Here is a 23,616-nt window from a genome sequence, read left to right on the forward strand (position 1 = left end):
CCAATGAAAGGTGCCGCCTGTGACACATGACCGACCAAGCGAGAAGCATCCCCACGGGGGAGGCGCGCTGCCGGGTTCGGAAGCGGGCCTCCCCGGTCAGGAGAGGCCTCAGACCGACCGGATCGTCTTCGGTGTCACGGCGGCGCTCACCCTCGCCTTCGTGATCTGGGGCGCCACGGCGACCGACTCGCTCGAATCCGTCTCCAGCAGCATGCTCAGCGGGCTGATGCACAACGGCGGCTGGGCGTTCATGCTCGCCGCCTCCGGCTTCGTCGTGTTCGCCCTGTGGCTCGCGATCAGCCGTTACGGCCGTATCCACCTCGGTGCGGAGGGTGAGGAGCCCGAGTTCCGCACGGTGTCCTGGGTCGCGATGATGTTCAGCGCCGGCATGGGCATCGGCCTGATGTTCTACGGCGTGAGCGAACCGCTGTCGCACTACTCGACGGCCCCGCCGGGCACGACTCCGGCCGACTCCGGTGAACGCATGGAGACGGCCATGGCCACCACGCTGTTCCACTGGACGCTCCACCCCTGGGCGATCTACGCCGTGGTGGGCCTCGCCATCGCCTACAGCACCTTCCGCAGGCGGCGCCGCCAGACCATCAGCGCCGTCTTCACCCCGCTGATCGGCAAGAAGCACGCCAACGGCACCGCCGGACGGGTCATCGACATCCTCGCGATCGTCGCGACCATCTTCGGCTCCGCCGCCTCACTGGGGCTCGGCGCGCTCCAGATCGGCTCCGGTGTACAGGAGCTGGGCTGGATGGACAAGGTGAGCACCGGGCTGCTCGTCGCGATCATCGCGGTGCTGACCCTGGCCTTCGTCGCGTCCGCGATCTCCGGTGTGGAGAAGGGCATCCAGTGGCTGTCCAACACCAACATGGTGCTGGCGCTGGTGCTCGCCCTGTTCGTGTTCGTGGCGGGCCCGACCATCATCGTCCTCGACCTGCTGCCGACGTCGGTCTTCGCCTACCTCGGCGACCTGCCCCAGCTGGCCGGCCGCACGGAGGCGAGCGGCGGGGAGGGCGTCGCTGACTGGCTGGGCAGCTGGACCGTCTTCTACTGGGCGTGGTGGATCTCCTGGACGCCGTTCGTCGGCATGTTCATCGCCCGGATCAGCCGGGGCCGGACCATCCGGCAGTTCATCGGCGGCGTCATCCTCGTGCCCAGCACGGTCAGCCTGATCTGGTTCGCGATCTTCGGCGGCTCGGCGATGAAGATGCAGCAGGAGGGGAAGCTCGGCAAGGAGGCGACCCCCGAGGGCCAGCTCTTCGACGTGCTGCAGCAGTTCCCCATCGCCACCGCCACCAGCCTGCTGGTGATGATCCTCGTCGGGATCTTCTTCGTCTCGGGTGCCGACGCGGCGTCGATCGTCATGGGAACGCTCTCGCAGAAGGGCGCGCTCGAACCCGGCCGCCTCGTGGTGGTGTTCTGGGGCGTCGTCACCGGTGCGGTGGCCGCGATCATGCTGCTCGTCGGCAGCGGCTCGGGCGACGCGCTGACAGGCCTGCAGAACCTCACGATCCTCGCGGCGGCGCCGTTCGTCGTCGTGATGACCTTCATGTGCGTCGCCCTCATGCGCGACCTGCGCCGTGACCCGGTGATCGTGCGTGAGCAGATGGGTTCCGAGGCCGTCGAGATGGCCGTCATGGCGGGCCACGAGAAGTACGACGGCGACTTCGAGTTCCGCGTCGGCCCGGGCGTCGGCCCGGACGTCGAGGGCGACCCCATCGGCAAGCACTGACCCGATCGACCGCCCTGTCGGATGCCCCCGACCGGGGCGTCGGAGCCCGACGGCTCCGATGCCCCGGGCCGGGGGCATCCGGCTTTGGCTCAGTCGCACACCAGCCGCACCGCCTCCTCCGCGCACCCCCACGCCACCGTGACCCCCGCGCCCCCGTGGCCGTAGTTGTGCACCAGGAGCCGGCCGTCCGGCAGGGTGTCGCGGTCCAGGCGGACCGCGGGGCGGGTGGGGCGCAGTCCCACCCGGTGTTCCAGGACCCGTGCCCCGGCGATCTCCGGCCGCAGCGCCGCGCAGCGGCGGACGATCGCCTCGGCCGTCGCCGGGTCGGGCTCCGGCGACCACGCGTCCTCCTCCGCCGTACCGCCGAGGACGAGCCCGCCCGGCTGCGGAAACAGGTACGCGTAGTCCCCGGCCGCGTCGGTGGTGACGAGGAAGGTGTCGATCCCGGGGTTCTCCACGACCACCAACTGCCCGCGCACGGGCCGCACGGACGGATCCGGCACCAGCTCACGCGCCCCCAGCCCCGTGCAGTTGACCACGACCGGCGCGTCGGCCTCCGCGAACGAGGACACCGTACGGGCCTCGACCACTCCGCCCGCGGCCACGAACCGCTCCCGCAGCCACGGCAGATGAGCAGGCATGTCGATCAGGGGAAGCCGTGCCCGGACGCCCGTCCCCGCGTACTCCACGGCCGTGGCCGGCCGCAGCCCCGGCACCCGCCCCGCCAGCCACCCGTCGACCTCGTCGAGACGGGTCTCGCCCAGTACTCCTTCGACCATGCGTACGCCGGTCCGTTCGGGCCGCGCCGCCAGCTCCTCGTACAGCTCCAGCGACCGCAGCGCCCACTCGCGCGCGAGCGCGACCGGCTCGATCCGGTACGGCCACCACAGCGCCCCCGCGACCGCTGAGGTGGTCGCCTCCACGGCATCCCGCGTCCACACCCGCACCCGCCGCCCGCGTTCGGCCAGCAGCACCGCCGTCGTCAACCCGACGACCCCGCCACCGACCACCACGATCTCGTCACTTCGCCCGCCCGCCATGCCGGGACCGTAGCGGAATATGTCATGCCGTGCTCACATCACGCGCAGTATGGGGATACTCACAGCATGTGTGCCGAATACGCGACCTTCGGCCTGGCACCCGCGATGCGGGCCGGCGGGGTTCTCCACGACGGCGGTTACCAGGTCCACCGGGACTTCGTGGACTTCATCGTCGACGGACGGCCGCTGCTGTTCCGGCTCTCCGACCTCGACGCCGTCTCCCCGCTCGCCTCCGACGTCCCGCCCGCCATCTTCACCGCACAGGTCCGCAGCCTGCTCCTGGAGAGCCCGCCACCCCTGCCCGGCGGCCGTTACGTCGTCTACGGCTGCCCCGAGTGCGAGGACCTGGCCTGCGGAGCCGTCACCGCGGTCATCCGGCGGGACGGCGAGGACTTCATCTGGCGGGACTTCGCCTGGCAGACCGACGAACACGCCGACCTCGACCTCAACGGCTACCACGGCATCGGCCCGTTCCGCTTCCGCGGCGCCGAGTACCGCACGGCCCTGAGCGCCCTGCTGAACGGCTCTGCCCCGGACACCCGGCGCCGCGTCCTGCTGATCGGCGCCCGCGTCGCCGTCCTGGCCAAGCTCGCGGCGGCGTTACGCACCATCGGCGTCGGAGCCGACATCGCCCACGACGCCGACGGAGTGCCCGCCGACGAACTGCGCGGCTACGGAGCCGTCGCCTTCGGGCACGCGACCGGCGAGCGGGACCGCGCCGCCGTCCGCCGCGCCTTCGAACAGGCCGGGGTCCCCGTCGCCCACGTCGACGGCCTCGCCCCGATCGTCCCCCTCCTCGTCGCCCAGATCGAACACGCCCTGGACCGCGGCACGGTGGCACAGCACCGCCTCACCGGCCTGACCGCCGCCGACGGCGGGGCGGACATCGAGGTCACCTCCGCCTGCCGGGTCACCCTCACCGCGTACCGCCTCGACCGGCTCTCCCGCACCCACACCCACGAGATCTTCGACGGCGTCCTCGAACCCGGCCGGCACCACATCGCCCTCGACGCCAGGGCGGTGAAGGGACGGTCCTACGTCGTGGCGCGCACCTCCGGAAGTGTCCTGGTGACGGCAGTGACCCACTGAGCGGCCCATTAAAATCGGCGATCTGATGACTGCCACCCTCGTCGCCAAGAACCTCGCCGCCGGCCACGGCGACCGCTCCCTGTTCACCGGGCTCGACCTCGTCGTCGCGCCCGGCGATGTGATCGGCCTGGTCGGAGCCAACGGCGCCGGCAAATCCACCCTGCTCAGGATGCTCGCCGGACTCATCGCACCCGAGCAGGGCGAACTGCGCCTGTCCCCACCGACCGCCACCGTCGGCCACCTCCCGCAGGAGCCGGACCGCCGGCCCGGCGAGACCGTCCGGGCGTTCCTGGCCCGCCGCACCGGCGTCGCCGAGGCCCAGCGGACCATGGACGAGGCGACCCAGGCCCTGGTCGACGGGGCTCCCGGCGCCGACGACGCCTACGCCACGAGCCTGGAGCGCTGGCTCGGGCTCGGCGGCGCCGACCTCGACGAACGCGCCGAGGAGGTCGCCGACACCCTCGGCCTCGCGGTCGACCTGGACCAGCCGATGACGTCGCTGTCCGGCGGCCAGGCGGCCCGCGCCGGCCTCGCCTCTCTGCTGCTCTCCCGCTACGACGTCTTCCTCCTGGACGAGCCGACCAATGACCTCGACCTGGACGGCCTGGAACGCCTCGAACGCTTCGTGAGCGGCCTGCGCGCCGGCACGGTCGTCGTCAGCCACGACCGTGAGTTCCTCACCCGCACCGTCACCAAGGTCCTCGAACTCGACCTCGCCCAAGGACAGATCAACCTCTACGGCGGCGGCTACGACGCCTACCTCGAGGAGCGGGACGTGGCTCGCCGGCACGCCCGCGACGAGTACGAGGAGTACGCCGACAAGAAGGCGGCCCTCCAGGACCGAGCGCAGACGCAGCGCTCCTGGATGGACAAGGGCGTGAAGAACGCGCGCCGCAAGGCGGGCAACGACAACGACAAGATCGGCCGCAAGTTCCGCAGCGAGGCCAGCGAGAAGCAGGCCGCGAAGGCCCGCCAGACCCAGCGCATGATCGAGCGGCTGGACGTCGTCGAGGAGCCGCGCAAGGAGTGGGAACTGCGGATGGAGATCGCGTCGGCCCCGCGCTCGGGCGCCGTCGTCGCGACCCTGCGGGACGCCGAGGTGCGCCGCGGCGACTTCGTCCTCGGCCCGGTGTCCCTCCAGATCGACTGGGCGGACCGGGTGGCGGTGACCGGCGCGAACGGCGCGGGCAAGTCCACGCTGCTGGCCGCCCTGCTCGGACGCGTCCCGCTCGACGCCGGACACGCCGCGCTCGGCTCGGGCGTGCTGCTCGGCGAGGTCGACCAGGCCCGCAAGCTGTTCCACGGCCAGGAGGCCCTGCTCGACGCCTTCCGCGCGGCCGTCCCGGACACCGAACCGGTCGAGATCCGCACGCTCCTGGCCAAGTTCGGCCTCAAGTCGGAACATGTGCTGCGCCCCGCGGCGACCCTCTCCCCGGGCGAGCGCACGAGAGCCGCTCTGGCGCTGCTCCAGGGCCGGGGCGTCAACCTCCTCGTCCTCGACGAGCCGACCAACCACCTCGACCTGCCCGCCATCGAGCAGCTGGAGTCGGCCCTCGACGCCTACGAGGGCACGCTCCTGCTGGTCACGCACGACCGCCGCATGCTGGACGCCGTCCATGTCACGCGCCGCCTGGAGGTCGCGGACGGCAAGGTGACCGAGCGCTAGCGGGCCGCCAGGCGGGTGGCGAGGGAGGGGTAGTCCACGACGTACCCCTCCTCGTCGAACTCCAGATCGCTGCGGAAGTCACCGGAGGCGAAACGGACCCGCCCGGGCCCCAGATGCGTGTACGTCTGCCGTGACGGCCGCACCGCCAGATCCGGCACCGACACCCAGGCCATCAGGAACTCCCGCTCGCCGGGCGCCTGATGGAGCTCGTGCCGGAGCACCGGCATGGTGTTGGTGAGCGGGCAGAGCCCCAGATCACAGTCGAGCGCACCGTCCACATCGGACAGCGGCTCGCCGTTCGCGGTCCACCGGCCCTGACCGTCGTGGAGCAGCTCGAGCGCGCGGGTCCCGGCCTCGGCCTCCGCCGTGACACTCAACCGCGTGGTCACGAAGCCTTCGGCGGTCTCCAGCTGGTACGAGATCCAGTACGGCTCGGGCACGGTACCGACGGCCCGCCCGCGCGCCCGCAGCACGCCGTCCTCCCGCTCGGCCCAGGCGGTCTCGAACCCCTGGCTCCCGGACACTTCCCAGGTGATAGCGCGCATCCGGCAACCCTAGAACGAAAGGGCGCGAAGCGCCCTTTCAGGGGCGCGGGGAACTGCGCGACCAGCCACAACGGACCCGCAGCTCCCCACCACCTCCCTGGCGGAGCCGTCAGCGCTTGCCGCCCTTGGGATCCGCCAGCCCCGCACGGCGCAACGCGTCGGCCATCGCGCTGTTGGCAGGCGGCGGCGCCTGCCGCGAACCGCCACTGCCGCCACGGCCGGCGCCACCACGCCCGCCCTGCCGCTGCTGCGGCGGACGCCCACCCCGCTGCCGGCGCTCACCGCGCTCACCGGAGCCGCCGCCCTGGCCCTGCGAGGCCGCCGCCTCGTCGTCCAGGCGCAGCGTCAGCGAGATCCGCTTGCGCGGGATGTCGACGTCGAGGACCTTCACCTTGACGATGTCCCCGGGCTTCACCACGTCCCGCGGGTCCTTGACGAACGTCTTCGACATCGCGGAGACGTGCACCAGGCCGTCCTGGTGCACGCCGACGTCCACGAACGCCCCGAAGGCGGCGACGTTCGTCACGACGCCCTCCAGGACCATCCCGGCCGACAGGTCGGCGATCTTCTCCACGCCCTCCTGGAAGGCGGCGGTCTTGAAGCCCGGACGCGGGTCGCGGCCCGGCTTCTCCAGCTCCTTCAGGATGTCGGTGACGGTCGGCAGACCGAACGTCTCGTCCACGAAGTCCTGCGGTTTCAGCGAGCGCAGCGCACCGGTGTTGCCGATGAGCGCGGCGACCTCCTGGCCGCTGGTCTTCACCATGCGCCGCACGACCGGGTAGGCCTCCGGGTGCACGCTGGACGCGTCCAGCGGGTCGTCACCGCCGCGGATCCGCAGGAAGCCCGCGCACTGCTCGTACGCCTTGGGACCGAGCCGCGCCACCTTCTTCAGCCCGCCCCGCGACGTGAACGGCCCGTTGGTGTCACGGTGCGCCACGATGTTCTCGGCGAGCCCGGAGGTGATGCCGGAGACCCTGGCGAGCAGCGGGGCCGACGCCGTGTTGACGTCCACGCCCACGCCGTTCACACAGTCCTCCACCACCGCGTCCAGCGAGCGCGACAGCTTCAGCTCGGACAGGTCGTGCTGGTACTGGCCGACGCCGATCGACTTCGGGTCGATCTTCACCAGCTCGGCCAGCGGGTCCTGCAGCCGCCGCGCGATCGACACGGCACCGCGCAGCGACACGTCCATGTCGGGCAGCTCCTGTGAGGCGAACGCGGACGCCGAGTACACGGACGCGCCGGCCTCGGACACCATCACCTTCGTGAGCTTCAGCTCCGGGTGCTTGCTGATCAGCTCCCCGGCGAGCTTGTCGGTCTCGCGGGACGCCGTGCCGTTGCCGATGGCGACCAGCTCGACCGCGTGCTCCTTGGCGAGCCGCGCCAGCTTGGCGACGGCCTCGTCCCACCGGTTGGCCGGGACGTGCGGGTGGATGACGTCCGTGGCGACGACCTTGCCGGTCGCGTCCACCACGGCGACCTTCACACCCGTACGGAAGCCGGGGTCCAGGCCGAGCGTCGCGCGCGTACCCGCCGGGGCCGCGAGCAGCAGGTCGCGCAGGTTCGCCGCGAAGACCCGCACCGCCTCGTCCTCGGCGGCCGTGCGCAGCCGCAGCCGCAGGTCGATGCCGAGGTGCACGAGGACGCGGGTGCGCCACGCCCAGCGGACCGTGTCCTTCAGCCACTTGTCCCCGGGGCGGCCCCGGTCGGCGATCCCGAAGCGGTTCGCGACGATCGCCTCGTAGGACGACGGGCCGTCCGTGGCCTCCTCGGGCTCCAGGGCCAGTTCGAGGACGTCCTCCTTCTCGCCGCGCAGCATGGCCAGGACACGGTGCGAGGGCAGCTCGGTGAACGGCTCTGCGAAGTCGAAGTAGTCGGCGAACTTCGCCCCCGCCTCCTCCTTGCCGTCCCGCACCTTGGCGGCGAGCCGCCCGCGCACCCACATGCGCTCGCGCAGCTCGCCGATCAGGTCGGCGTCCTCCGAGAACCGCTCGGTGAGGATCGCCCGGGCGCCGTCCAGGGCCGCCTGCGGGTCGGCCACGCCCTTGTCGGCGTCGACGAACGCGGCGGCCGCGGCGAGGGGCTCGACACCCGGATCGCCGAGCAGCCCCTCCGCCAGCGGCTCGAGACCCGCCTCGCGGGCGATCTGCGCCTTGGTGCGCCGCTTGGGCTTGTAGGGGAGGTAGATGTCCTCCAGGCGCGCCTTCGTCTCGGCGGCCCGGATGCGTGCCTCCAGCTCCTCGGTGAGCTTGCCCTGCTCGCGCACCGACTCCAGGATCGCCGCCCGCCGCTCCTCGAGCTCCCGCAGATAGCGCAGCCGCTCCTCGACGGTGCGCAGCTGCGCGTCGTCGAGCATCTCGGTCGCTTCCTTGCGGTAGCGAGCGATGAAGGGCACCGTAGAACCGCCGTCGAGCAGTTCCACGGCGGCCCTGACCTGCCGCTCCCGTACGCCGAGCTCCTCGGCGATCCTGCCTTCGATGGTCCCTGCGTTGATGGACCCGTTGGACCCGGGTGTCGTCACGATCCCGTACCGCCTTCTCCACTGAGGTTGCGCGGCAATTGTGGCAGGTGACACCGACACTCGGGGTCCAGGGCGGTACGCCCGGCAGGTCGCCGCCGGCCCCCGGTCAGGCCCTGCGGCTGCGGGTGGCGGACGAGGCCCCGCCGAAGAGCCGGGCCAGGGCCCGGAAGGGCAGGGTCACGACGGTGGCGACGGCGCCGCCGATCTGGCGCAGCACGTCTGCGATAGCACGGAACACGGTGTTTCCCCTTTCCTCTCCCGACCGCACCGATCGGGAGAGGCCGGGTACCTCACGGACGCCTCACCATGCGTCACACCCTCAGCTCTTGCCGATCAGGTCCGCGGGGAAGGCCCCTGCCGCGAAAGCGGCCTGCGCGAAGCCGGTGCCGAGCTCGGTCAGCCGGGCCACGCCCTCCGGGCCCAGGTGCTCGTACGGGGCCCGGTCGAGCCGGTCCGTCTCCCGCTCGATCTCCTCGCGCAGGGCGGCACCCCGCTCGGAGAGCTCGCCGGCCGTGTCCAGCAGCCCGCGCTCACGCAGCCGGTCCGTTGCCGCGTCCCAGTCCTCCTGGCTCCAGCCCCGGGTGGTGAACACCCACTTCGGCGCCATGCCCTTGCCCGTCGCCGTGTGGGTCACCATCGCCTCGAGACCGTCAAGACCCGCGGACATCAGGGCGGCCAGATGCCCGTCGCCCCGGTGCTCGCGCAGCAGGGTCGCCGCGTGCCAGTACGCGAGGTGCGGCTCCTCGGGGACGGGCAGGTCGGCATGGGCGGCGTACAGCGGCCGCGCGCCGCGCGAACACGCCTCGGTGGCGCGCAGCGCGAGCCGCGCGGCCTCGGCCATCTCCGCCGACGCCAGGGCCTCTTCGCCCAGCAGGCGCCGCAGCGTCGCGTCGACCGCACGCGCGCGTGCCGCCAGCACCTCGCCGGGTGTGGCGCTCTCCCACACCGCCGGCACATGCCGGGCCACGAGCTCGTACTTGTAGTTGTAGAAGGACGCGGCCACCGCACCGGGCCCTACCGGTCCGAACGCTGCGGCCCGTACGGCGAAGTTCACGGCGTGGGGGTGGGTGATCCCGGCAGCACCCACTTCCCGTCCCAGATCCGGCGAGAAGTAGTGGGTCGCGTGCAGGGAGTTGAGCACGTTCTGGCAGCGTCGGCCGGCGCGCGGCTCAAGGGCGGCAGTCGTCATGCCCGGCAGGTTACCAACCGCTTGGTATGCCTTCTAGGGTCGCCCATCCCATGGCAGGAAAGGTGGGAAGTTCGTCATTGCGGACACACTCCGGGTCCGCGAAGAATCAAGGGCATGGCCCAGCGCACCGTTCTCGCCGTCCTCTTCGACGGCGTGCAGAGTCTCGACGTCACGGGGCCCGTGGAGGTCTTCGCGGGAGCGGAGCTGCTCTCCCCGGGGACGTACCGGATCCGCACGGCCTCCCCGGACGGCGCGCCCGTGCGGACCACCAGCGGCCTGACCCTCGTACCCGACGAGTCCCTGGACGGCGCGTCCGACCCGCATACCCTGCTCGTCCCCGGCGGTCCGGGCTCCCTGGATCCGGACCCGCGCCTGGTCGACTGGGTGCGCGAGCACGGGCCGCGTGCCGCGCGCCTGGTCTCCGTGTGCACCGGTGCGGCCGTGCTCGCCGAGGCCGGGCTCCTGGACGGCCGCCGCGCCACGACGCACTGGGCGTACTGCGACCGGCTGGCCCGCGACCACCCGGCGATCGAGATCGACCCCGACCCCGTCTACGTACGCGACGGGCACATCGCCACCTCGGCCGGAGTCACCGCCGGCATCGACCTCGCCCTGGCCCTGGTCGAGGAGGACCTGGGCCGGGACGCCGCCCTGGCCATCGCCCGCCACCTGGTGGTCTTCCTGCGGCGCCCCGGGAACCAGGCCCAGTTCAGCGCCCAGCTCGAAGCCCAGACCGCTCATCGCGAGCCCCTCCGGGACGTCCAGCGGTTCATCACCGAACGCCCGGACGCCGACCTCTGTGTGGACGCGCTCGCCGCCCGGGCCCGCCTGTCGCCCCGCCATTTCGCCCGCGCCTTCCGGGCCGAGACCGGTATGACGCCCGGGCGGTACGTGGACCGGGTCCGCCTCGAACACGCCCGCCGTCTCCTGGAGGACACCACCGACGGCGTCGAGGAGATCTCCCGCACCAGCGGCTACGGCACCCCCGAGGCCATGCGCCGGGCCTTCGTCAAAGCCCTCGGGACGCCCCCGGCCGAGTACCGCCGCCGCTTCCGCCCCGCGACCACGCCCTGAGCTCCTCACCCGACCACAAGGGACCAATCCATGCAGATCGCCATCGCTCTCTACGACGGCTTCACCGCCCTCGACGCCGTCGGCCCGTACGAGACCCTCAGCCGGGTACCGGACGCGGAAACCGTCTTCGTGGCCGAGCGCACCGGCCCCGTCCGGAACGAGTCGGGGAACCTCGCGCTCACCGCCGACCGGACCTTCGCCGACGTGACCGAGCCCGATATCGTCGTCGTCCCCGGGGGCCCGGGCCAAGAGCCGCTGATGGAGCACGAGCCCTTCCTGGACTGGCTGCGCGAGGTCGACGCCCACACCACCTGGACGACGTCCGTGTGCACCGGCTCCCTGCTGCTCGCCGCCGCCGGACTCCTCCGGGGTCGCCCCGCGACCTCCCACTGGCTCGCCCTGGAGGAGCTGGCACGCTTCGGCGCCGAGCCGACGGGGGAGCGGGTCGTCACCGACGGCAAGTACGTCACCGCCGCCGGCGTCTCCGCCGGCATTGACATGGGGCTGACCCTGCTCGGCCGGATCGCGGGCGACGACCACGCCCGGTTCATCCAGCTCCTCACCGAGTACGACCCCCAGCCGCCCTACGACGCCGGATCACCGCAGAAGGCGCCGGCGCACCTCGTGGAACGGCTCCGGTCCTACGCCGACGTCAGCCAGACGTAGGCACACTCCAGCCGAACCGCGGCTGCCTGCGCTCCAGGAAGGCGGCGACACCCTCCGCGGTGTCGCCGCTCGCGCGCGCCTGCCCGGCCCAGTGCGCGTCCCGGTCCGTACCGCCGTTCGCGAACTCCTTCGCCGCCGCCTGGGTCAGCTGCGACCGGGACACCAGGATCCGGGTGAACTCGGCGACCCGCTTGCCGAGTTCGCCCTCGGGCAGCACCTCGTCGGCCAGGCCGGTGCGCAGTGCCCGCTCCGTGTCGATCAGCTCACCGGAGAACAGCAGGTACTTGGCGGTGGCCGGACCCACCAGGGACACCAGCCGCCTGGTCGAGGACGCCGGGTACACGATGCCGAGCTTCGCGGGCGTAACGCCGAACAGCGCGCCCTCCTCGGCGAACCGCAGATCACAGGCCGCCGCCAGCTGCGCCCCGCCGCCCACGCAGTGTCCGCGCACCGCGGCCAGCGTCGGCTTCGGAAACGCGGCGAGCGCCTCCTCGGCCCGCACGGCAAGCCCCTGCGCGTCCTCCGGCGAGCCCCGGAGCGTCGAGATGTCGGCCCCGGCGCAGAACGTCCCGCCCTCGCCGGTGAGCACCAGCGCCCGGACGGCCGGATCGCCGGCCAGCCCCTCCAGCAGCGGCGGCAGCGAGCGCCACATCGCGGCCGTCATGGCGTTGCGCTTCTCCGGATGACGGATGACGACCGTCGCGACCGAGTCGGTCACGCTGTTCAGCAGCTGCGGCTCCATGCGCCGGATGCTATCCGCAAGGCAAACCCGTACAACCCGAATAGTTCGCCGAGACGGCACAACAGGGACAGGACCAGTCCCACAACTGACCGTGTCATACGCCAACGGTCAGAAGTGCTCGATAGTTGCTGACTTCTGTTCAGTCCCGGGGTGCGGAGCGCATCGTTACCAACACTCGAGACGTGGCGACAATCGAGCGCGAGGGTGGCGACCGGACGATGGACGACGAGGGGCGTGGGTCCGGCCCACGTCCACAGGGCGGCGCGGTGCCCCTCGGGCCCGCGGATCCGCTGCCGTACGAGGGGGTCTGGCGGTTCACCGCGCCGGCTGTCGACGCCTCGGTCCCGCAGGCGCGGCATGCCGTACGGGACCTGCTGCTGCGTCAGGGTGTGCCGGTCTCGGACGACCTGGCCCAGGGGCTGCTGCTGATCGTCTCGGAGCTGGTGACGAACGCCGTGAAGCACGCGGCGGTGCTGTCGCCCACCGTCGCCGTCGAGGTGGCCGTCGGGGCGGAGTGGCTGCGCGTGTCCGTGGAGGACAACCACCCGTACCGGCCCACCGCCCTGGAGGCCGACCACGGCCGGACCGGCGGCCGCGGACTGCTCCTGGTGCGCGAGGTCACCCGGGAGGCGGGCGGCAGGTGTGAGGTCGAGTACACCGCGAGCGGCGGCAAGGTGATCTGGGCCGCCCTGCCGCTCAAGCCCGCACGCTTCCCCTGAGGCCTGCCCGGTTCCTCAAAGCCTGTCCGGCCCTGCCGTCAGGGTCTTCTTCGTCACCAGCCGGCCGACTCTCCCGTCAGCTCCCTGACCGCCGGCCGGGCCGCGTCCAGGACGGTCATGAACCAGGACGAGAAGGTGTCCTTGGCATGCCGCTCCGCCAGCTCGGGCGGGGTCACGAACGCCGTCGACGCCACCTCCTCCGGATCCGGCCGCAGCACGGCCTGCACCATGCCGACGAAGAGGTGGTTGTACTCCTGCTCCACGAGACCGGACTCCGGGTCCGGGTGGTTGTAGCGGACCGTGCCCGCCTCGGCCAGCAGGGACGGGGACGCGCCGAGTTCCTCGAAGGTCCGGCGCGCCGCCGCCGCGAAGGGCGCCTCTCCGGGGTAGGGGTGGCCGCAGCAGGTGTTGGACCACACACCGGGGGAGTGGTACTTGCCCAGCGCGCGCTGCTGGAGCAGCAGCCTGCCGTACTCGTCGAAGAGGAACACGGAGAACGCGCGGTGCAGCTGTCCGGGGGGCTGGTGGGCGGCGAGCTTCTCCGCGGTGCCGATCGTCACGCCGTCCTCGTCGACCAGTTCCAGCAAAATCGCGTCTGCGGTGCCGTTCGACGGGTTGTGCGTCGCGGTGGCAGGTGTGATCGGCATACCCATCCTTCACATCGGTCTTCGCGCCCCAAGTCTGCCGTACGAATCCGGCACTCCCGGCACTTCGCGACGTGCCCGCATGTCCCCGCGCGGCAGCGCGGAGCGCGGACGGCGCCGCTCGACGCCGGTGGAGGGACCCAGGAGCTGATCGTGCCCGGCGCGATGGGCCGAAAATCGTCCCTGCCGGTGCGGGGAGGGGCAGGGCGTGGGCGTGCGCCGTAGCGCTGCGTCCCCCGGCGCACTCACATCGGAATGCGCCCCACCAGCCCCGAACACCTCGTCAGCCATCGCTCGTCAGCCACCGCTCAGCGGACACCGCTCGTCAGCCGCCTCCCAGCGGCCACCGCCCATCGGCCACCGTGTCAGTGGCAGAGATGCGGCTCGTGTTCCGCGTGCCCGGTCGGCTCCAGCTGGAAGGTGCAGTGCTCCACGTCGAAGTGGTCACCGAGGCAGCCCTGCAACTCGTGGAGCATCTTCTCGTGGCCGATCGCGCTCAGCGCCTCCGAGCTGACGACCACATGCGCCGAGAGCACCGGCATGCCGGAGGTGATCGTCCAGGCGTGCAGGTCGTGGACGTCCTCCACCCCGTCGGTCGCCAGGATGTGGGCCCGTACCTCCGCCATGTCGACGCCCTTGGGCGCCGCCTCCAGCAGGACGTCGAGCGTCTCGCGCAGCAGCTTCCAGGTGCGCGGCGCGATCATCAGGGCGATGACGAGCGAGGCGATCGGGTCGGCGGCCTGCCAGCCGGTGAGCATGATCACGGTCGCCGAGATGATCACCGTGACGGAGCCCAGCGCGTCCGCCGCCACCTCCAGGAACGCGCCGCGCACGTTCAGGCTCTCCTTCTGGCCGCGCATCAGCAGCGCCAGCGACACCATGTTCGCCACCAGGCCGATCACACCGAACACGACGGCGGTCCCGCCCTCGGTGTCCGCCGGGGTGATGAAGCGCTGGACCGACTCGTACACGACGTACCCGCCGACCCCGAGCAGCAGCAGACAGTTGGCCAGGGCGGCGAGGATCTCGGCGCGTGCGTAGCCGAACGTGGCCCGGTCGCTGGGCGGGCGGCTCGCGAAGTGGATCGCGAGCAGCGCCATGCCCAGGCCCAGCGCGTCCGTCGCCATGTGCGCCGAGTCCGCGACGAGCGCGAGCGAGTCCGCGAGAAGCCCGCCGACGATCTGGACCACCACGATGCCGACCGTGATCGCCAGCGCGGCCCGCAGTCTGCCGCGGTACGCCGACGTCGCGGTACCACCGGCCGACGCTCCGTGCGCGTGCCCGTGATCGTGTCCAGCCCCCATGAAAGCCGCCTCCTGTGTCTGCCCGATGTCTGTCGGCTCGTGCCCGGGCACCCCAGTGAACTACGGGGAGGGGGTATGTGCAACGCGGCACTGAACACCGTTGTCATGTGCCCTGACCTGCGGAAACGATACGCAGGTCAGGGCACCCTCAACGCGTCAGGAGCGGTTCACGAACCGTGGTGCAGCAGCCAGCCGCGCCACGCCGACTCGGCCATCTCGTGCACCCCGCGCCGCGCGGTCCAGCCGAGTTCCTCGGCCGCCCGGGCCGCCGAGGCCACGGCCCGCGGGGCGTCCCCCGGGCGGCGCCCCTCGACGAGCGGCGGCCGCCGGTCGCCGGTGACCTCGCCGATGACCGTGATGAGTTCGCGCACCGAGACACCCTCGCCGCGGCCGATGTTGACCGTCAGATCGCCCGTGACGTCCCCGCCGGCGAGCCGCCTGGCCGCCGCGAGATGCGCCTCGGCCAGGTCGGCGACGTGAATGTAGTCACGGACGCAGGTGCCGTCCGGGGTCGGATAGTCGTCGCCGAAGATCCTCGGTGCCTCGTCGCGCGTCAGCCGGTCGAAGACCATCGGGACGATGTTGAAGACACCCGTGTCGGCCAGCTCCGGCGCCGCCGCGCCCGCCACGTTGAAGTAGCGCAGACATACGGTGGAGATCCCGTGTGCCCGCCCCGCCGCCCGCACCAGCCACTCACCGGTGAGCTTCGTCTCGCCGTACGGGTTCACCGGCGCGCAGGGCGTCTCCTCCGTGATGAGGTCCACACCCGGGTCGCCGTACACGGCCGCCGACGAGGAGAACACGAAGCGCTCGACGCCGGCCCCGGCCACCGCGTCCAGCAGGGTCGCCAGACCCCCGACGTTCTCCCGGTAGTACCGCGTCGGCTGAGCGACGGACTCGGCGACCTGCTTGCGCGCCGCGAGATGCACCACACCCGTCACGCCGTGCTCGGCGAACACTCGTTCAAGCAGCTCACCGTCGAGCGACGACCCCTTCACGAGCGGCACGTCGTCGGGGAGCCGCGCGGGCACCCCGGCCGAGAGGTCGTCCAGCGCCAGAACGCGCTCCCCGGCCTCGGTCATGGCCCTCGCCACATGTGCCCCGATGTAGCCGGCCCCGCCTGTGATCAGCCAAGTCATGGTCGCTCACCCTATGCCGCCACCGCCGGGCCCCACGCGATGTCCCCGATGTCCGGTCTGGGAGGCGCGGTTTGTGGGGCGGGCCCCGGATCCCCGATGATGATCGTGGCAAAGGCTTGTGCGAACCACGTTGATCGATCTGCCTAACAGGCGGTGAACGTGGCCTTCCCGGTATCCGATAGCCTCTGCCGACATGCCGCCCGGGAGCCACCGGAGCGGGCGCCCCCACCCAGCACTGCACCGGCGCGGACGCGTCGGTACCAGGGAGTGAATTCGGTTGCCGACCGCCATCCTCACCGGTCAGCCGGTCCCCGGATCGTCGATCGAGGCCGATCTGCGGTCCCTCGGCTTCGACGTGCGGAGCGCGGCCGACACCGCCGAGGCCGAGACCCTGCTCGCAGCGGTGCCGGGCGAGGAGCGGGTCGCCCTGGTCGACGCCCGGTTCGTGGGGCATGTGCACGCACTGCGGCTCGGCCTCACCGACCCCCGCTTCCCGCTCGCCGCGATCCCGGGCGCCGTCACCGCCCAGCCGGGCGGCCGTCAGGCCCTCACCCGGGCGATGGCCCGCGAGAACTCCGCGGGCGGCGGCACCACCCTGGTCGACAGCCTCGCCGACCGCATCCTCACCGCCCTGGACAGCGACGGCACCGAGGTGCACCGCCCCGAGCTGGGCAGTCTCGTCGCCGCCGTCCCCGCCGACCCGCAGACCCGCAACGAGGCGCGGCAGTCGGTGGCGGACATCGACGACGAGGCCGTACGCCTGAAGTCGGCCGTGAAGTCCCGCGACGGCTTCTTCACCACCTACTGCATCAGCCCGTACTCCCGCTACATCGCCCGCTGGTGCGCCCGCCGCGGCCTGACCCCGAACCAGGTCACCACCGCCTCGCTCATCACCGCCCTCATAGCGGCGGCCTGCGCGGCCACCGGCACCCGCGGCGGCTTCGTCGCGGCCGGCGTCCTGCTGATCGCGTCCTTCGTCCTGGACTGCGTCGACGGCCAGATCGCCCGCTACTCCCTGCAGTACTCCACGCTCGGCGCCTGGCTCGACGCCACCTTCGACCGGGCCAAGGAGTACGCCTACTACGCCGGCCTCGCCCTGGGAGCCGCCCGCGGCGGAGACGACGTCTGGGCCCTCGCCCTGGGCGCCATGGTCCTGCAGACCTGCCGGCACGTCGTGGACTTCTCCTTCAACGAGGCCAACCACGACGCCACCGCCAACACCAGCCCCACCGCCGCCCTCTCCGGCAAGCTCGACAGCGTCGGCTGGACGGTCTGGGTGCGCCGCATGATCGTCCTGCCCATCGGCGAGCGCTGGGCGATGATCGCGGTCCTCACGGCGGCCACGACCCCGCGCATCACCTTCTACGCGCTGCTCATCGGCTGCGCCTTCGCGGCGACCTACACCACGGCGGGCCGGGTGCTGCGGTCACTGACGCGGAAGGCACAGCGGACGGACCGGGCGGCGGGCGCCCTGGCCGACCTGGCGGACAGTGGGCCGGTGGCCGAGGCGCTCGCACGGGCGCTGCGCAAGCTGCCCGCCAAGCCGCGAGTCGGCGCCCGGTTCCTCGTCGCCCTGCCCGGCGCGGTCCTGCTGGTCCTCGCTGCGGCGCTCGAACCGTACGGCAGTGTCCTGCCGGTAGCGGCAGCCGCCCTGTACGCGCTCACCTCGGCCGCCGCCGTCGCCCTGCCCCTCAAGGGCGCCCTCGACTGGCTCGTCCCGCCGCTCTTCCGCGCCGCCGAATACGGCACCGTCCTTGTCCTCGCCGCCAAGGCGGACGTGAACGGAGCCCTTCCTGCGGCTTTCGGGCTGGTGGCCGCGGTCGCCTACCATCACTACGACACGGTGTACCGCATCCGCGGCAACGCCGGAGCGTCCCCGGCCTGGCTGGTGCGTTCCATCGGGGGGCACGAGGGACGGACGCTGCTCGTCACCGTCCTCGCCGCGCTGCTCACCGCCTCGCAGTTCACGGTCGCGCTCACGGTCCTCGCCGTGGCCGTGGCCCTGGTGGTGCTCTTCGAGAGCATCCGCTTCTGGGTGTCCGCAGGGGCGCCCGCCGTACACGATGAAGGAGAACCCGCATGATCGGCCTCGTGCTGGCGGCCGGCGCCGGACGGCGTCTGCGCCCCTACACCGACAGCCTTCCCAAGGCTCTGGTGCCGGTGGGTCCTGCGGGCATAGAGGGCGAACCGACGGTTCTCGACCTGACCCTCGCCAACTTCGCGGAGGTCGGCCTCACCGAGGTCGGCATCATCGTCGGCTACCGCAAGGAGGCCGTCTACGCGCGCAAGGAAGCGCTGGAGCAGAAGTACGGCGTCAGGCTCACCCTCATCGACAACGACAAGGCCGAGGAGTGGAACAACGCCTACTCCCTGTGGTGCGGGCGTGACGCTCTCAAGGACGGGGTGATCCTCGCCAACGGCGACACCGTCCACCCGGTCTCCGTCGAGAAGACGCTGCTCGCCGCCCGCGGCGACGGCAAGAAGATCATCCTCGCCCTGGACACGGTCAAGGACCTGGCCGACGAGGAGATGAAGGTTGTCGTCGACCCCGCCAAGGGCATGACGAAGATCACCAAGCTGATGGACCCCGCCGAGGCCACCGGCGAGTACATCGGCGTCACCCTGATCGAGGGCGACGCGGCCCCCGAACTGGCCGACGCGCTCAAGACCGTGTGGGAGACCGACCCGCAGCAGTTCTACGAGCACGGCTACCAGGAACTCGTGAACCGCGGCTTCCGTATCGACGTGGCGCCGATCGGCGACGTCAAGTGGGTGGAGATCGACAACCACGACGATCTCGCCCGCGGACGGGAGATCGCGTGCCAGTACTGACCCGGCTCATCCCCTCCCCGCTCGTCGTCGACATCCGCCCGGGTGCCCTCGACGACCTGGCCTGTGTCCTCGCCGACGAGCGCATCTCGCACTCCGGCCGCCTCGCCGTCGCCGTCAGCGGCGGCTCCGGCGCCCGGCTGCGCGAGCGCATCTCGCCGAGCATGCCCGGCGCCACCTGGTACGAGGTCGGCGGCGGCACCCTCGACGACGCGGTCCGGCTGGCGAGCGACATAAAGGCCGGCCACTTCGACGCGGTCGTCGGCCTCGGCGGCGGCAAGATCATCGACTGCGCCAAGTTCGCCGCGGCACGTGTCGGGCTGCCCCTGGTCGCCGTGCCGACGAACCTCGCGCACGACGGTCTGTGCTCCCCGGTCGCCACCCTCGACAACGACGCGGGCCGCGGCTCGTACGGCGTGCCGAACCCGATCGCGGTCGTCATCGACCTGGACGTCATCCGTGAGGCCCCGGTCCGTTTCGTCCGCGCCGGCATCGGCGACGCCGTCTCCAACATCTCGGCCATCGCCGACTGGGAGCTGGCCAACCGCGTCAAGGGCGAGCGCATCGACGGCCTCGCCGCTGCCATGGCCCGCCAGGCCGGCGAGGCCGTGCTCCGGCACCCCGGCGGCATCGGCGACAACGACTTCCTCCAGGTGCTCGCCGAGGCGCTGGTCCTCAGCGGCATCGCCATGTCGGTGTCGGGCGACTCACGGCCGTCCTCCGGGGCGTGCCACGAGATCAACCACGCCTTCGACCTGCTCTACCCGAAGCGGGCCGCCGCCCACGGCGAGCAGTGCGGACTGGGCGCGGCCTTCGCGATGTGGCTGCGCGGAGCCCACGAGGAGTCGGCGTACATGGCCGAGGTGCTGCGCAGGCACGGGCTGCCCGTGCTGCCGGACGAGATCGGCTTCACGACGGACGAGTTCGTCAAGGCCGTCGAGTTCGCCCCGGAGACCCGGCCCGGCCGCTACACCATCCTCGAACACCTCGACCTGAACACCGAACAGATCAAGGACACGTACGCCGACTATGTCAAGGCCATCGGTAGCTGAACTCCGCCCCGTCGTTCACCCCGCGGGGGTGAAGGACCGGCGCAGCGGTGAGCACTGGATGGGACGCCTCTACATGCGTGAGGTGTCCCTGCGGGTCGACCGCTACCTGGTCAACACCAGGGTCACGCCCAACCAGCTCACCTACCTGATGACCGTCTTCGGTGTGCTCGCGGCCCCGGCCCTGCTGGTGCCGGGGATCGCGGGCGCCGTTCTCGGCGTCGTCATGGTCCAGATGTACCTCCTGCTGGACTGCGTCGACGGCGAGGTCGCGCGCTGGAAGAAGCAGTACTCGCTCAACGGCGTCTACCTCGACCGGGTCGGCGCCTACCTCACCGACGCCGCGGTGCTCGTCGGCTTCGGCCTGCGCGCCGCCGACCTGTGGGGCAGCGGCCGGATCGACTGGCTGTGGGCCTTCCTCGGCACCCTGGCCGCCCTCGGCGCCATCCTGATCAAGGCCGAGACCGACCTCGTCGGCGTCGCCCGGCACCAGTCCGGGAAGCCGCCTGTCAAGGAGGCCGCGTCCGAGATGCGCTCCTCCGGCATGGCGCTGGCCCGCAAGGCCGCCGCCGCCCTGAACTTCCACCGGCTGATCCTCGGCATCGAGGCGTCCCTGGTGATCCTGGTGCTGGCCATCGTCGACCAGGCCCGCGGCGACCTGTTCTTCTCGCGGCTCGGCGTGGCCGTGATGGCGGGCATCGCGCTGGTGCAGACCCTGCTGCACCTCGTGTCCATCCTCGCTTCGAGCAGGCTGAAGTGAGCGGCATGAAGGCCGGCGCCGTCATCATCACCATGGGCAACCGCCCCGACGAACTGCGCGCGCTCCTCGACTCGGTCGCCAAGCAGGACGGCGACCCGGTCGAGGTGGTCGTCGTCGGCAACGGCTCGCCCGTCCCGGACGTCCCGGAGGGCGTCCGCACGATCGAACTGCCCGAGAACCTCGGCATCCCCGGCGGCCGCAACGTCGGCATCGAGGCCTTCGGCCCGGCCGGGCGGGACGTCGACATCCTGCTGTTCCTGGACGACGACGGGCTGCTCGCGAGCCACGACATCGCGGGGCTGTGCCGTAAGGCCTTCGAGGACGACCCGAAGCTCGGCATCGTGAGTTTCCGCATAGCCGACCCCGAGACCGGTGTCACCCAGCGCCGCCACGTGCCCCGGCTGCGCGCCGCCGACCCGATGCGCTCCTCGCGCGTCACCACGTTCCTCGGCGGAGCCAACGCCGTCCGCACCCGGGTCTTCGCCGACGTCGGCGGACTCCCGGACGAGTTCTTCTACGCCCACGAGGAAACCGACCTGGCATGGCGGGCCCTCGACGCGGGCTGGATGATCGACTACCGGTCCGACATGGTGCTGTACCACCCGACGACCGCTCCCTCGCGGCACGCGGTCTACCACCGCATGGTCGCCCGCAACCGCGTCTGGCTGGCCCGCAGAAACCTCCCCGCACCGCTCGTCCCGGTCTACCTCGGGGTGTGGCTGCTGCTCACCCTCGTACGCCGTCCCTCCCGCCCCGCCCTGCGGGCCTGGTTCGGCGGATTCCGCGAGGGCTGGACGACCCCGTGCGGACCCCGCCGGCCCATGAAGTGGCGTACGGTGTGGCGGCTGACCCGGCTGGGCCGGCCCCCCGTCATCTGACAAGCTCGTAGTCCGGGAGTATCCGGGAGCACCCGGGCCGTACCCTGGCCCCCGGCTCATGCAGGCCCGCACAGGCCACGCATCTCGAAGACGAAAGTTTCCACTAGTGAGTGAGACAACGCACGATGCCACGGTCGCGGTGAGCGCGTCCGCGGCGCCCGACGAGGGACTCACGGCGAAGGAACTCGCCGCCAGGCACGGGCTGAGCGTCAGCGGCGCCCGGCCGTCCCTCATCGAGTACGTCCGTCAGCTCTGGGACCGGCGGCACTTCATCCTCGCCTTCTCCCGCGCGAAGCTGACCGCCCAGTACAGCCAGGCCAAGCTCGGCCAGCTGTGGCAGGTGGCCACACCGCTGCTGAACGCGGCCGTGTACTTCTTCATCTTCGGCATGCTCCTGGAAGCCGACCGGGGCATGAGCCGCGAGGTCTACATCCCGTTCCTGGTCACGGGCGTGTTCGTGTTCACCTTCACGCAGAGCTCGGTGATGGCGGGCGTGCGCGCGATCTCCGGCAACCTCGGCCTGGTCCGCGCCCTGCACTTCCCGCGCGCCTCCCTGCCGATCTCCTTCGCGTTGCAGCAGCTCCAGCAGCTGCTGTTCTCGATGATCGTGCTGTTCGCCATCACGATCGGCTTCGGCCACTACCCGGACCTGTCCTGGCTGCTGATCGTGCCGGTGCTCGTCCTGCAGTTCTGCTTCAACACCGGCCTCGCGCTGATCATGGCCCGGGCGGGTGCCAAGACCCCGGACCTCGCGCAGCTGATGCCGTTCGTGATGCGGACCTGGATGTACGCGTCGGGTGTGATGTTCTCCATCCCGATCTTCCTCGAGTCCAAGCCGGCCTGGATCTCGAACGTCCTGCAGTGGAACCCGGCCGCGATCTACATGGACCTGATGCGCTTCTCCCTCATCGACGACTACGGCTCCCGCTACCTGCCCGACCACGTGTGGGCGGCCGCGGGCGGCTGGGCCGTGCTGATCGCCATCGGCGGTTTCGTGTACTTCTGGAAGGCGGAGGAGAGGTACGGCCGTGGCTGAGCAGAAGCAGGACGCGCGGATCCCCACCGTCGTCGCGGACGATCTGCACATCGTCTACCGCGTCAACGGCGCCAAGAGCGGCAAGGGCAGCGCCACGGCCGCGCTCAGCCGCATCCTCAAGCGCGGCGAGGAACGCGGAGTCCGCAAGGTGCACGCCGTTCGCGGCGTCTCCTTCGTCGCCTACCGCGGCGAGGCCATCGGCCTGATCGGCTCCAACGGCTCCGGCAAGTCGACCCTGCTGCGTGCCATCGCCGGGCTGCTGCCCGCCGAGCAGGGCAAGGTCTACACCGACGGCCAGCCCTCGCTGCTGGGCGTCAACGCCGCCCTGATGAACGACCTCACCGGCGAGCGGAACGTCATATTGGGCGGGCTCGCCATGGGCATGTCCCGCGAGGAGATCAAGGACCGCTACCAGCAGATCGTCGACTTCTCCGGCATCAACGAGAAGGGCGACTTCATCACCCTGCCCATGCGCACCTACTCCTCCGGCATGGCGGCCCGGCTCCGCTTCTCCATCGCCGCGGCCAAGGACCACGACGTCCTGATGATCGACGAGGCCCTGGCCACCGGTGACCGCAAGTTCCAGAAGCGCTCCGAGGACCGCATCCGGGAGTTGCGCAAGGAAGCCGGCACGGTGTTTCTGGTCAGCCACAACAACAAGTCGATCCGCGACACCTGCGACCGCGTCCTGTGGCTGGAGCGCGGTGAGCTGCGGATGGACGGCCCGACCGACGAGGTGCTCAAGGAGTACGAGAAGTTCACGGGCAAGTAGCCCGAACAGGCCAGGGCCCCGCCGCAACTGTTCCGGCGGGGCCCCGCGTCTGCAAAGGAAACGTCAACTCCGGTCCATCTCAGGAAGCTTGGGGCCAATCGGTGTGTTCTCGTGATGTGCGGGACACCCTGGCGGACCGCGACACGTTGTACAACGTAAGCTGTACAGGTCCCGAAACACGGCAATCAGGGCGATAATGCGCGACACCGC

22 protein-coding genes are annotated in these 23,616 nt (G+C 71.4%); 13 read left to right on the forward strand and 9 right to left on the reverse strand.

Annotated elements, in window-relative coordinates; all coding sequences use genetic code 11:
• Positions 1–19: 19 nt before the first annotated feature.
• Complete coding sequence (locus ACIBK5_RS06270) at positions 20–1,744, forward strand: BCCT family transporter (RefSeq protein WP_399016764.1); 1,725 nt, start codon at positions 20–22, stop codon at positions 1,742–1,744.
• Between the two features lie 89 nt (positions 1,745–1,833).
• Here ACIBK5_RS06270 and ACIBK5_RS06275 read toward each other — a convergent pair whose 3' ends face one another.
• Positions 1,834–2,784 (reverse strand): FAD-dependent oxidoreductase, encoded by a 951-nt coding sequence (locus ACIBK5_RS06275; protein ID WP_399016766.1) that lies wholly within the window; start codon positions 2,782–2,784, stop codon positions 1,834–1,836.
• A 66-nt stretch (positions 2,785–2,850) separates the two neighbouring features.
• Between ACIBK5_RS06275 and ACIBK5_RS06280 the strand changes: the two genes are divergently transcribed.
• Complete coding sequence (locus ACIBK5_RS06280) at positions 2,851–3,873, forward strand: oxidoreductase (RefSeq protein ID WP_399016768.1); 1,023 nt, start codon at positions 2,851–2,853, stop codon at positions 3,871–3,873.
• A gap of 25 nt (positions 3,874–3,898) precedes the next feature.
• Positions 3,899–5,539: an ABC-F family ATP-binding cassette domain-containing protein gene (locus ACIBK5_RS06285; RefSeq protein WP_399016770.1), complete on the forward strand. Its 1,641-nt coding sequence runs from the start codon at positions 3,899–3,901 to the stop codon at positions 5,537–5,539.
• On the opposite strand, the gene ACIBK5_RS06290 is transcribed toward ACIBK5_RS06285, so the two are convergent.
• The 4 genes from ACIBK5_RS06290 to ACIBK5_RS06305 all read right to left on the reverse strand — a co-directional run bounded on the left by ACIBK5_RS06290 (position 5,536) and on the right by ACIBK5_RS06305 (position 9,794).
• Positions 5,536–6,084 carry a putative glycolipid-binding domain-containing protein gene (locus ACIBK5_RS06290; RefSeq protein ID WP_399016772.1) on the reverse strand — a complete coding sequence of 183 codons (549 nt, stop codon included), beginning with the start codon at positions 6,082–6,084 and terminating at the stop codon, positions 5,536–5,538. The two genes, ACIBK5_RS06285 and ACIBK5_RS06290, sit on opposite strands and share 4 nt — an antisense overlap.
• 109 nt (positions 6,085–6,193) lie before the next feature.
• Positions 6,194–8,605, reverse strand: a complete 2,412-nt coding sequence (locus ACIBK5_RS06295; RefSeq protein ID WP_399016774.1) for a Tex family protein — start codon at positions 8,603–8,605, stop codon at positions 6,194–6,196.
• Positions 8,606–8,711: 106 nt separating this feature from the next.
• On the reverse strand, positions 8,712–8,843 hold the full coding sequence (locus ACIBK5_RS06300) for an LPFR motif small protein (RefSeq protein ID WP_251057699.1): 132 nt from the start codon (positions 8,841–8,843) through the stop codon (positions 8,712–8,714).
• 81 nt (positions 8,844–8,924) lie between these two features.
• A complete protein-coding gene (locus ACIBK5_RS06305) occupies positions 8,925–9,794 on the reverse strand; it encodes a hypothetical protein (protein ID WP_399016776.1) in 870 nt (289 codons plus the stop codon).
• Between the two features lie 114 nt (positions 9,795–9,908).
• Between ACIBK5_RS06305 and ACIBK5_RS06310 the strand changes: the two genes are divergently transcribed.
• Together ACIBK5_RS06310 and ACIBK5_RS06315 are read left to right on the forward strand one after the other, a co-directional pair.
• Positions 9,909–10,868, forward strand: coding sequence for a GlxA family transcriptional regulator (locus tag ACIBK5_RS06310; RefSeq protein WP_399016778.1), 960 nt, complete (start codon positions 9,909–9,911; stop codon positions 10,866–10,868).
• A 30-nt stretch (positions 10,869–10,898) separates the two neighbouring features.
• Positions 10,899–11,534 carry a DJ-1/PfpI family protein gene (locus ACIBK5_RS06315; RefSeq protein ID WP_399016780.1) on the forward strand — a complete coding sequence of 212 codons (636 nt, stop codon included), beginning with the start codon at positions 10,899–10,901 and terminating at the stop codon, positions 11,532–11,534.
• On the opposite strand, the gene ACIBK5_RS06320 is transcribed toward ACIBK5_RS06315, so the two are convergent.
• Positions 11,521–12,276, reverse strand: a complete 756-nt coding sequence (locus tag ACIBK5_RS06320) for an enoyl-CoA hydratase/isomerase family protein (protein WP_399016781.1) — start codon at positions 12,274–12,276, stop codon at positions 11,521–11,523. The genes ACIBK5_RS06315 and ACIBK5_RS06320 overlap by 14 nt on opposite strands.
• Positions 12,277–12,494: 218 nt before the next feature.
• Here ACIBK5_RS06320 and ACIBK5_RS06325 point away from each other — a divergent pair, with 218 nt between their 5' ends.
• Positions 12,495–12,995, forward strand: a complete 501-nt coding sequence (locus ACIBK5_RS06325) for an ATP-binding protein (protein WP_399017289.1) — start codon at positions 12,495–12,497, stop codon at positions 12,993–12,995.
• Positions 12,996–13,048: 53 nt separating this feature from the next.
• Here the strand turns inward: ACIBK5_RS06325 and idi are convergent, their stop codons facing one another.
• The 3 genes from idi to galE form a co-directional block, all read right to left on the reverse strand.
• Positions 13,049–13,642, reverse strand: coding sequence for an isopentenyl-diphosphate Delta-isomerase (idi, locus tag ACIBK5_RS06330; RefSeq protein WP_215117303.1), 594 nt, complete (start codon positions 13,640–13,642; stop codon positions 13,049–13,051).
• A 362-nt stretch (positions 13,643–14,004) separates the two neighbouring features.
• Entirely contained in the window at positions 14,005–14,943 is a 939-nt protein-coding gene (locus tag ACIBK5_RS06335; RefSeq protein ID WP_399016783.1) for a cation diffusion facilitator family transporter, read from the reverse strand.
• 167 nt (positions 14,944–15,110) lie between these two features.
• A complete protein-coding gene (gene galE / locus ACIBK5_RS06340) occupies positions 15,111–16,082 on the reverse strand; it encodes a UDP-glucose 4-epimerase GalE (RefSeq protein WP_399016785.1) in 972 nt (323 codons plus the stop codon).
• 277 nt (positions 16,083–16,359) lie between these two features.
• On the opposite strand from galE, the gene ACIBK5_RS06345 reads away from it, so the two are divergent.
• The 7 genes from ACIBK5_RS06345 (at position 16,360) to ACIBK5_RS06375 (ending at position 23,406) form a co-directional block, all read left to right on the forward strand.
• On the forward strand, positions 16,360–18,165 hold the full coding sequence (locus tag ACIBK5_RS06345; RefSeq protein WP_399016787.1) for a DUF5941 domain-containing protein: 1,806 nt from the start codon (positions 16,360–16,362) through the stop codon (positions 18,163–18,165).
• Positions 18,162–18,914 (forward strand): sugar phosphate nucleotidyltransferase, encoded by a 753-nt coding sequence (locus ACIBK5_RS06350; RefSeq protein ID WP_399016789.1) that lies wholly within the window; start codon positions 18,162–18,164, stop codon positions 18,912–18,914. Before ACIBK5_RS06345 ends, ACIBK5_RS06350 begins: the two co-directional genes overlap by 4 nt.
• The gene (locus tag ACIBK5_RS06355) at positions 18,902–19,963 is read left to right on the forward strand and encodes an iron-containing alcohol dehydrogenase family protein (RefSeq protein WP_399016791.1); all 1,062 of its coding nucleotides are present in this window, start codon (positions 18,902–18,904) and stop codon (positions 19,961–19,963) included. The genes ACIBK5_RS06350 and ACIBK5_RS06355 overlap by 13 nt, the downstream gene beginning before the upstream one ends.
• Positions 19,941–20,720 (forward strand): CDP-alcohol phosphatidyltransferase family protein, encoded by a 780-nt coding sequence (locus tag ACIBK5_RS06360; protein WP_399016793.1) that lies wholly within the window; start codon positions 19,941–19,943, stop codon positions 20,718–20,720. The genes ACIBK5_RS06355 and ACIBK5_RS06360 overlap by 23 nt, the downstream gene beginning before the upstream one ends.
• A 5-nt stretch (positions 20,721–20,725) precedes the next feature.
• Positions 20,726–21,598, forward strand: a complete 873-nt coding sequence (locus tag ACIBK5_RS06365; protein WP_399017291.1) for a glycosyltransferase family 2 protein — start codon at positions 20,726–20,728, stop codon at positions 21,596–21,598.
• 106 nt (positions 21,599–21,704) lie between these two features.
• Positions 21,705–22,634, forward strand: coding sequence for an ABC transporter permease (locus ACIBK5_RS06370; RefSeq protein ID WP_399016795.1), 930 nt, complete (start codon positions 21,705–21,707; stop codon positions 22,632–22,634).
• Positions 22,627–23,406 carry an ABC transporter ATP-binding protein gene (locus ACIBK5_RS06375; RefSeq protein ID WP_382486345.1) on the forward strand — a complete coding sequence of 260 codons (780 nt, stop codon included), beginning with the start codon at positions 22,627–22,629 and terminating at the stop codon, positions 23,404–23,406. The genes ACIBK5_RS06370 and ACIBK5_RS06375 overlap by 8 nt, the downstream gene beginning before the upstream one ends.
• Positions 23,407–23,616: the final 210 nt, after the last annotated feature.

The sequence above is a fragment of the Streptomyces sp. NPDC050546 genome (assembly GCF_044457425.1).
Taxonomy (GTDB): Bacteria; Actinomycetota; Actinomycetes; order Streptomycetales; family Streptomycetaceae; genus Streptomyces.

What these genes read in the sequence shown, in the direction of transcription:
- ACIBK5_RS06310 (WP_399016778.1), top strand. Translation starts at nt 9,909, where the DNA reads ATGGCCCAGCGCACCGTTCTCGCCGTCCTCTTCGACGGCGTGCAGAGT.
- ACIBK5_RS06320 (WP_399016781.1), bottom strand. Translation starts at nt 12,276, where the DNA reads ATGGAGCCGCAGCTGCTGAACAGCGTGACCGACTCGGTCGCGACGGTC.
- ACIBK5_RS06280 (WP_399016768.1), top strand. Translation starts at nt 2,851, where the DNA reads ATGTGTGCCGAATACGCGACCTTCGGCCTGGCACCCGCGATGCGGGCC.
- ACIBK5_RS06305 (WP_399016776.1), bottom strand. Translation starts at nt 9,794, where the DNA reads ATGACGACTGCCGCCCTTGAGCCGCGCGCCGGCCGACGCTGCCAGAAC.
- ACIBK5_RS06360 (WP_399016793.1), top strand. Translation starts at nt 19,941, where the DNA reads ATGTCAAGGCCATCGGTAGCTGAACTCCGCCCCGTCGTTCACCCCGCG.
- idi (WP_215117303.1), bottom strand. Translation starts at nt 13,642, where the DNA reads ATGCCGATCACACCTGCCACCGCGACGCACAACCCGTCGAACGGCACC.
- ACIBK5_RS06335 (WP_399016783.1), bottom strand. Translation starts at nt 14,943, where the DNA reads ATGGGGGCTGGACACGATCACGGGCACGCGCACGGAGCGTCGGCCGGT.
- ACIBK5_RS06365 (WP_399017291.1), top strand. Translation starts at nt 20,726, where the DNA reads ATGAAGGCCGGCGCCGTCATCATCACCATGGGCAACCGCCCCGACGAA.
- ACIBK5_RS06315 (WP_399016780.1), top strand. Translation starts at nt 10,899, where the DNA reads ATGCAGATCGCCATCGCTCTCTACGACGGCTTCACCGCCCTCGACGCC.
- ACIBK5_RS06275 (WP_399016766.1), bottom strand. Translation starts at nt 2,784, where the DNA reads ATGGCGGGCGGGCGAAGTGACGAGATCGTGGTGGTCGGTGGCGGGGTC.
- ACIBK5_RS06290 (WP_399016772.1), bottom strand. Translation starts at nt 6,084, where the DNA reads ATGCGCGCTATCACCTGGGAAGTGTCCGGGAGCCAGGGGTTCGAGACC.
- galE (WP_399016785.1), bottom strand. Translation starts at nt 16,082, where the DNA reads ATGACTTGGCTGATCACAGGCGGGGCCGGCTACATCGGGGCACATGTG.
- ACIBK5_RS06350 (WP_399016789.1), top strand. Translation starts at nt 18,162, where the DNA reads ATGATCGGCCTCGTGCTGGCGGCCGGCGCCGGACGGCGTCTGCGCCCC.
- ACIBK5_RS06285 (WP_399016770.1), top strand. Translation starts at nt 3,899, where the DNA reads ATGACTGCCACCCTCGTCGCCAAGAACCTCGCCGCCGGCCACGGCGAC.
- ACIBK5_RS06325 (WP_399017289.1), top strand. Translation starts at nt 12,495, where the DNA reads ATGGACGACGAGGGGCGTGGGTCCGGCCCACGTCCACAGGGCGGCGCG.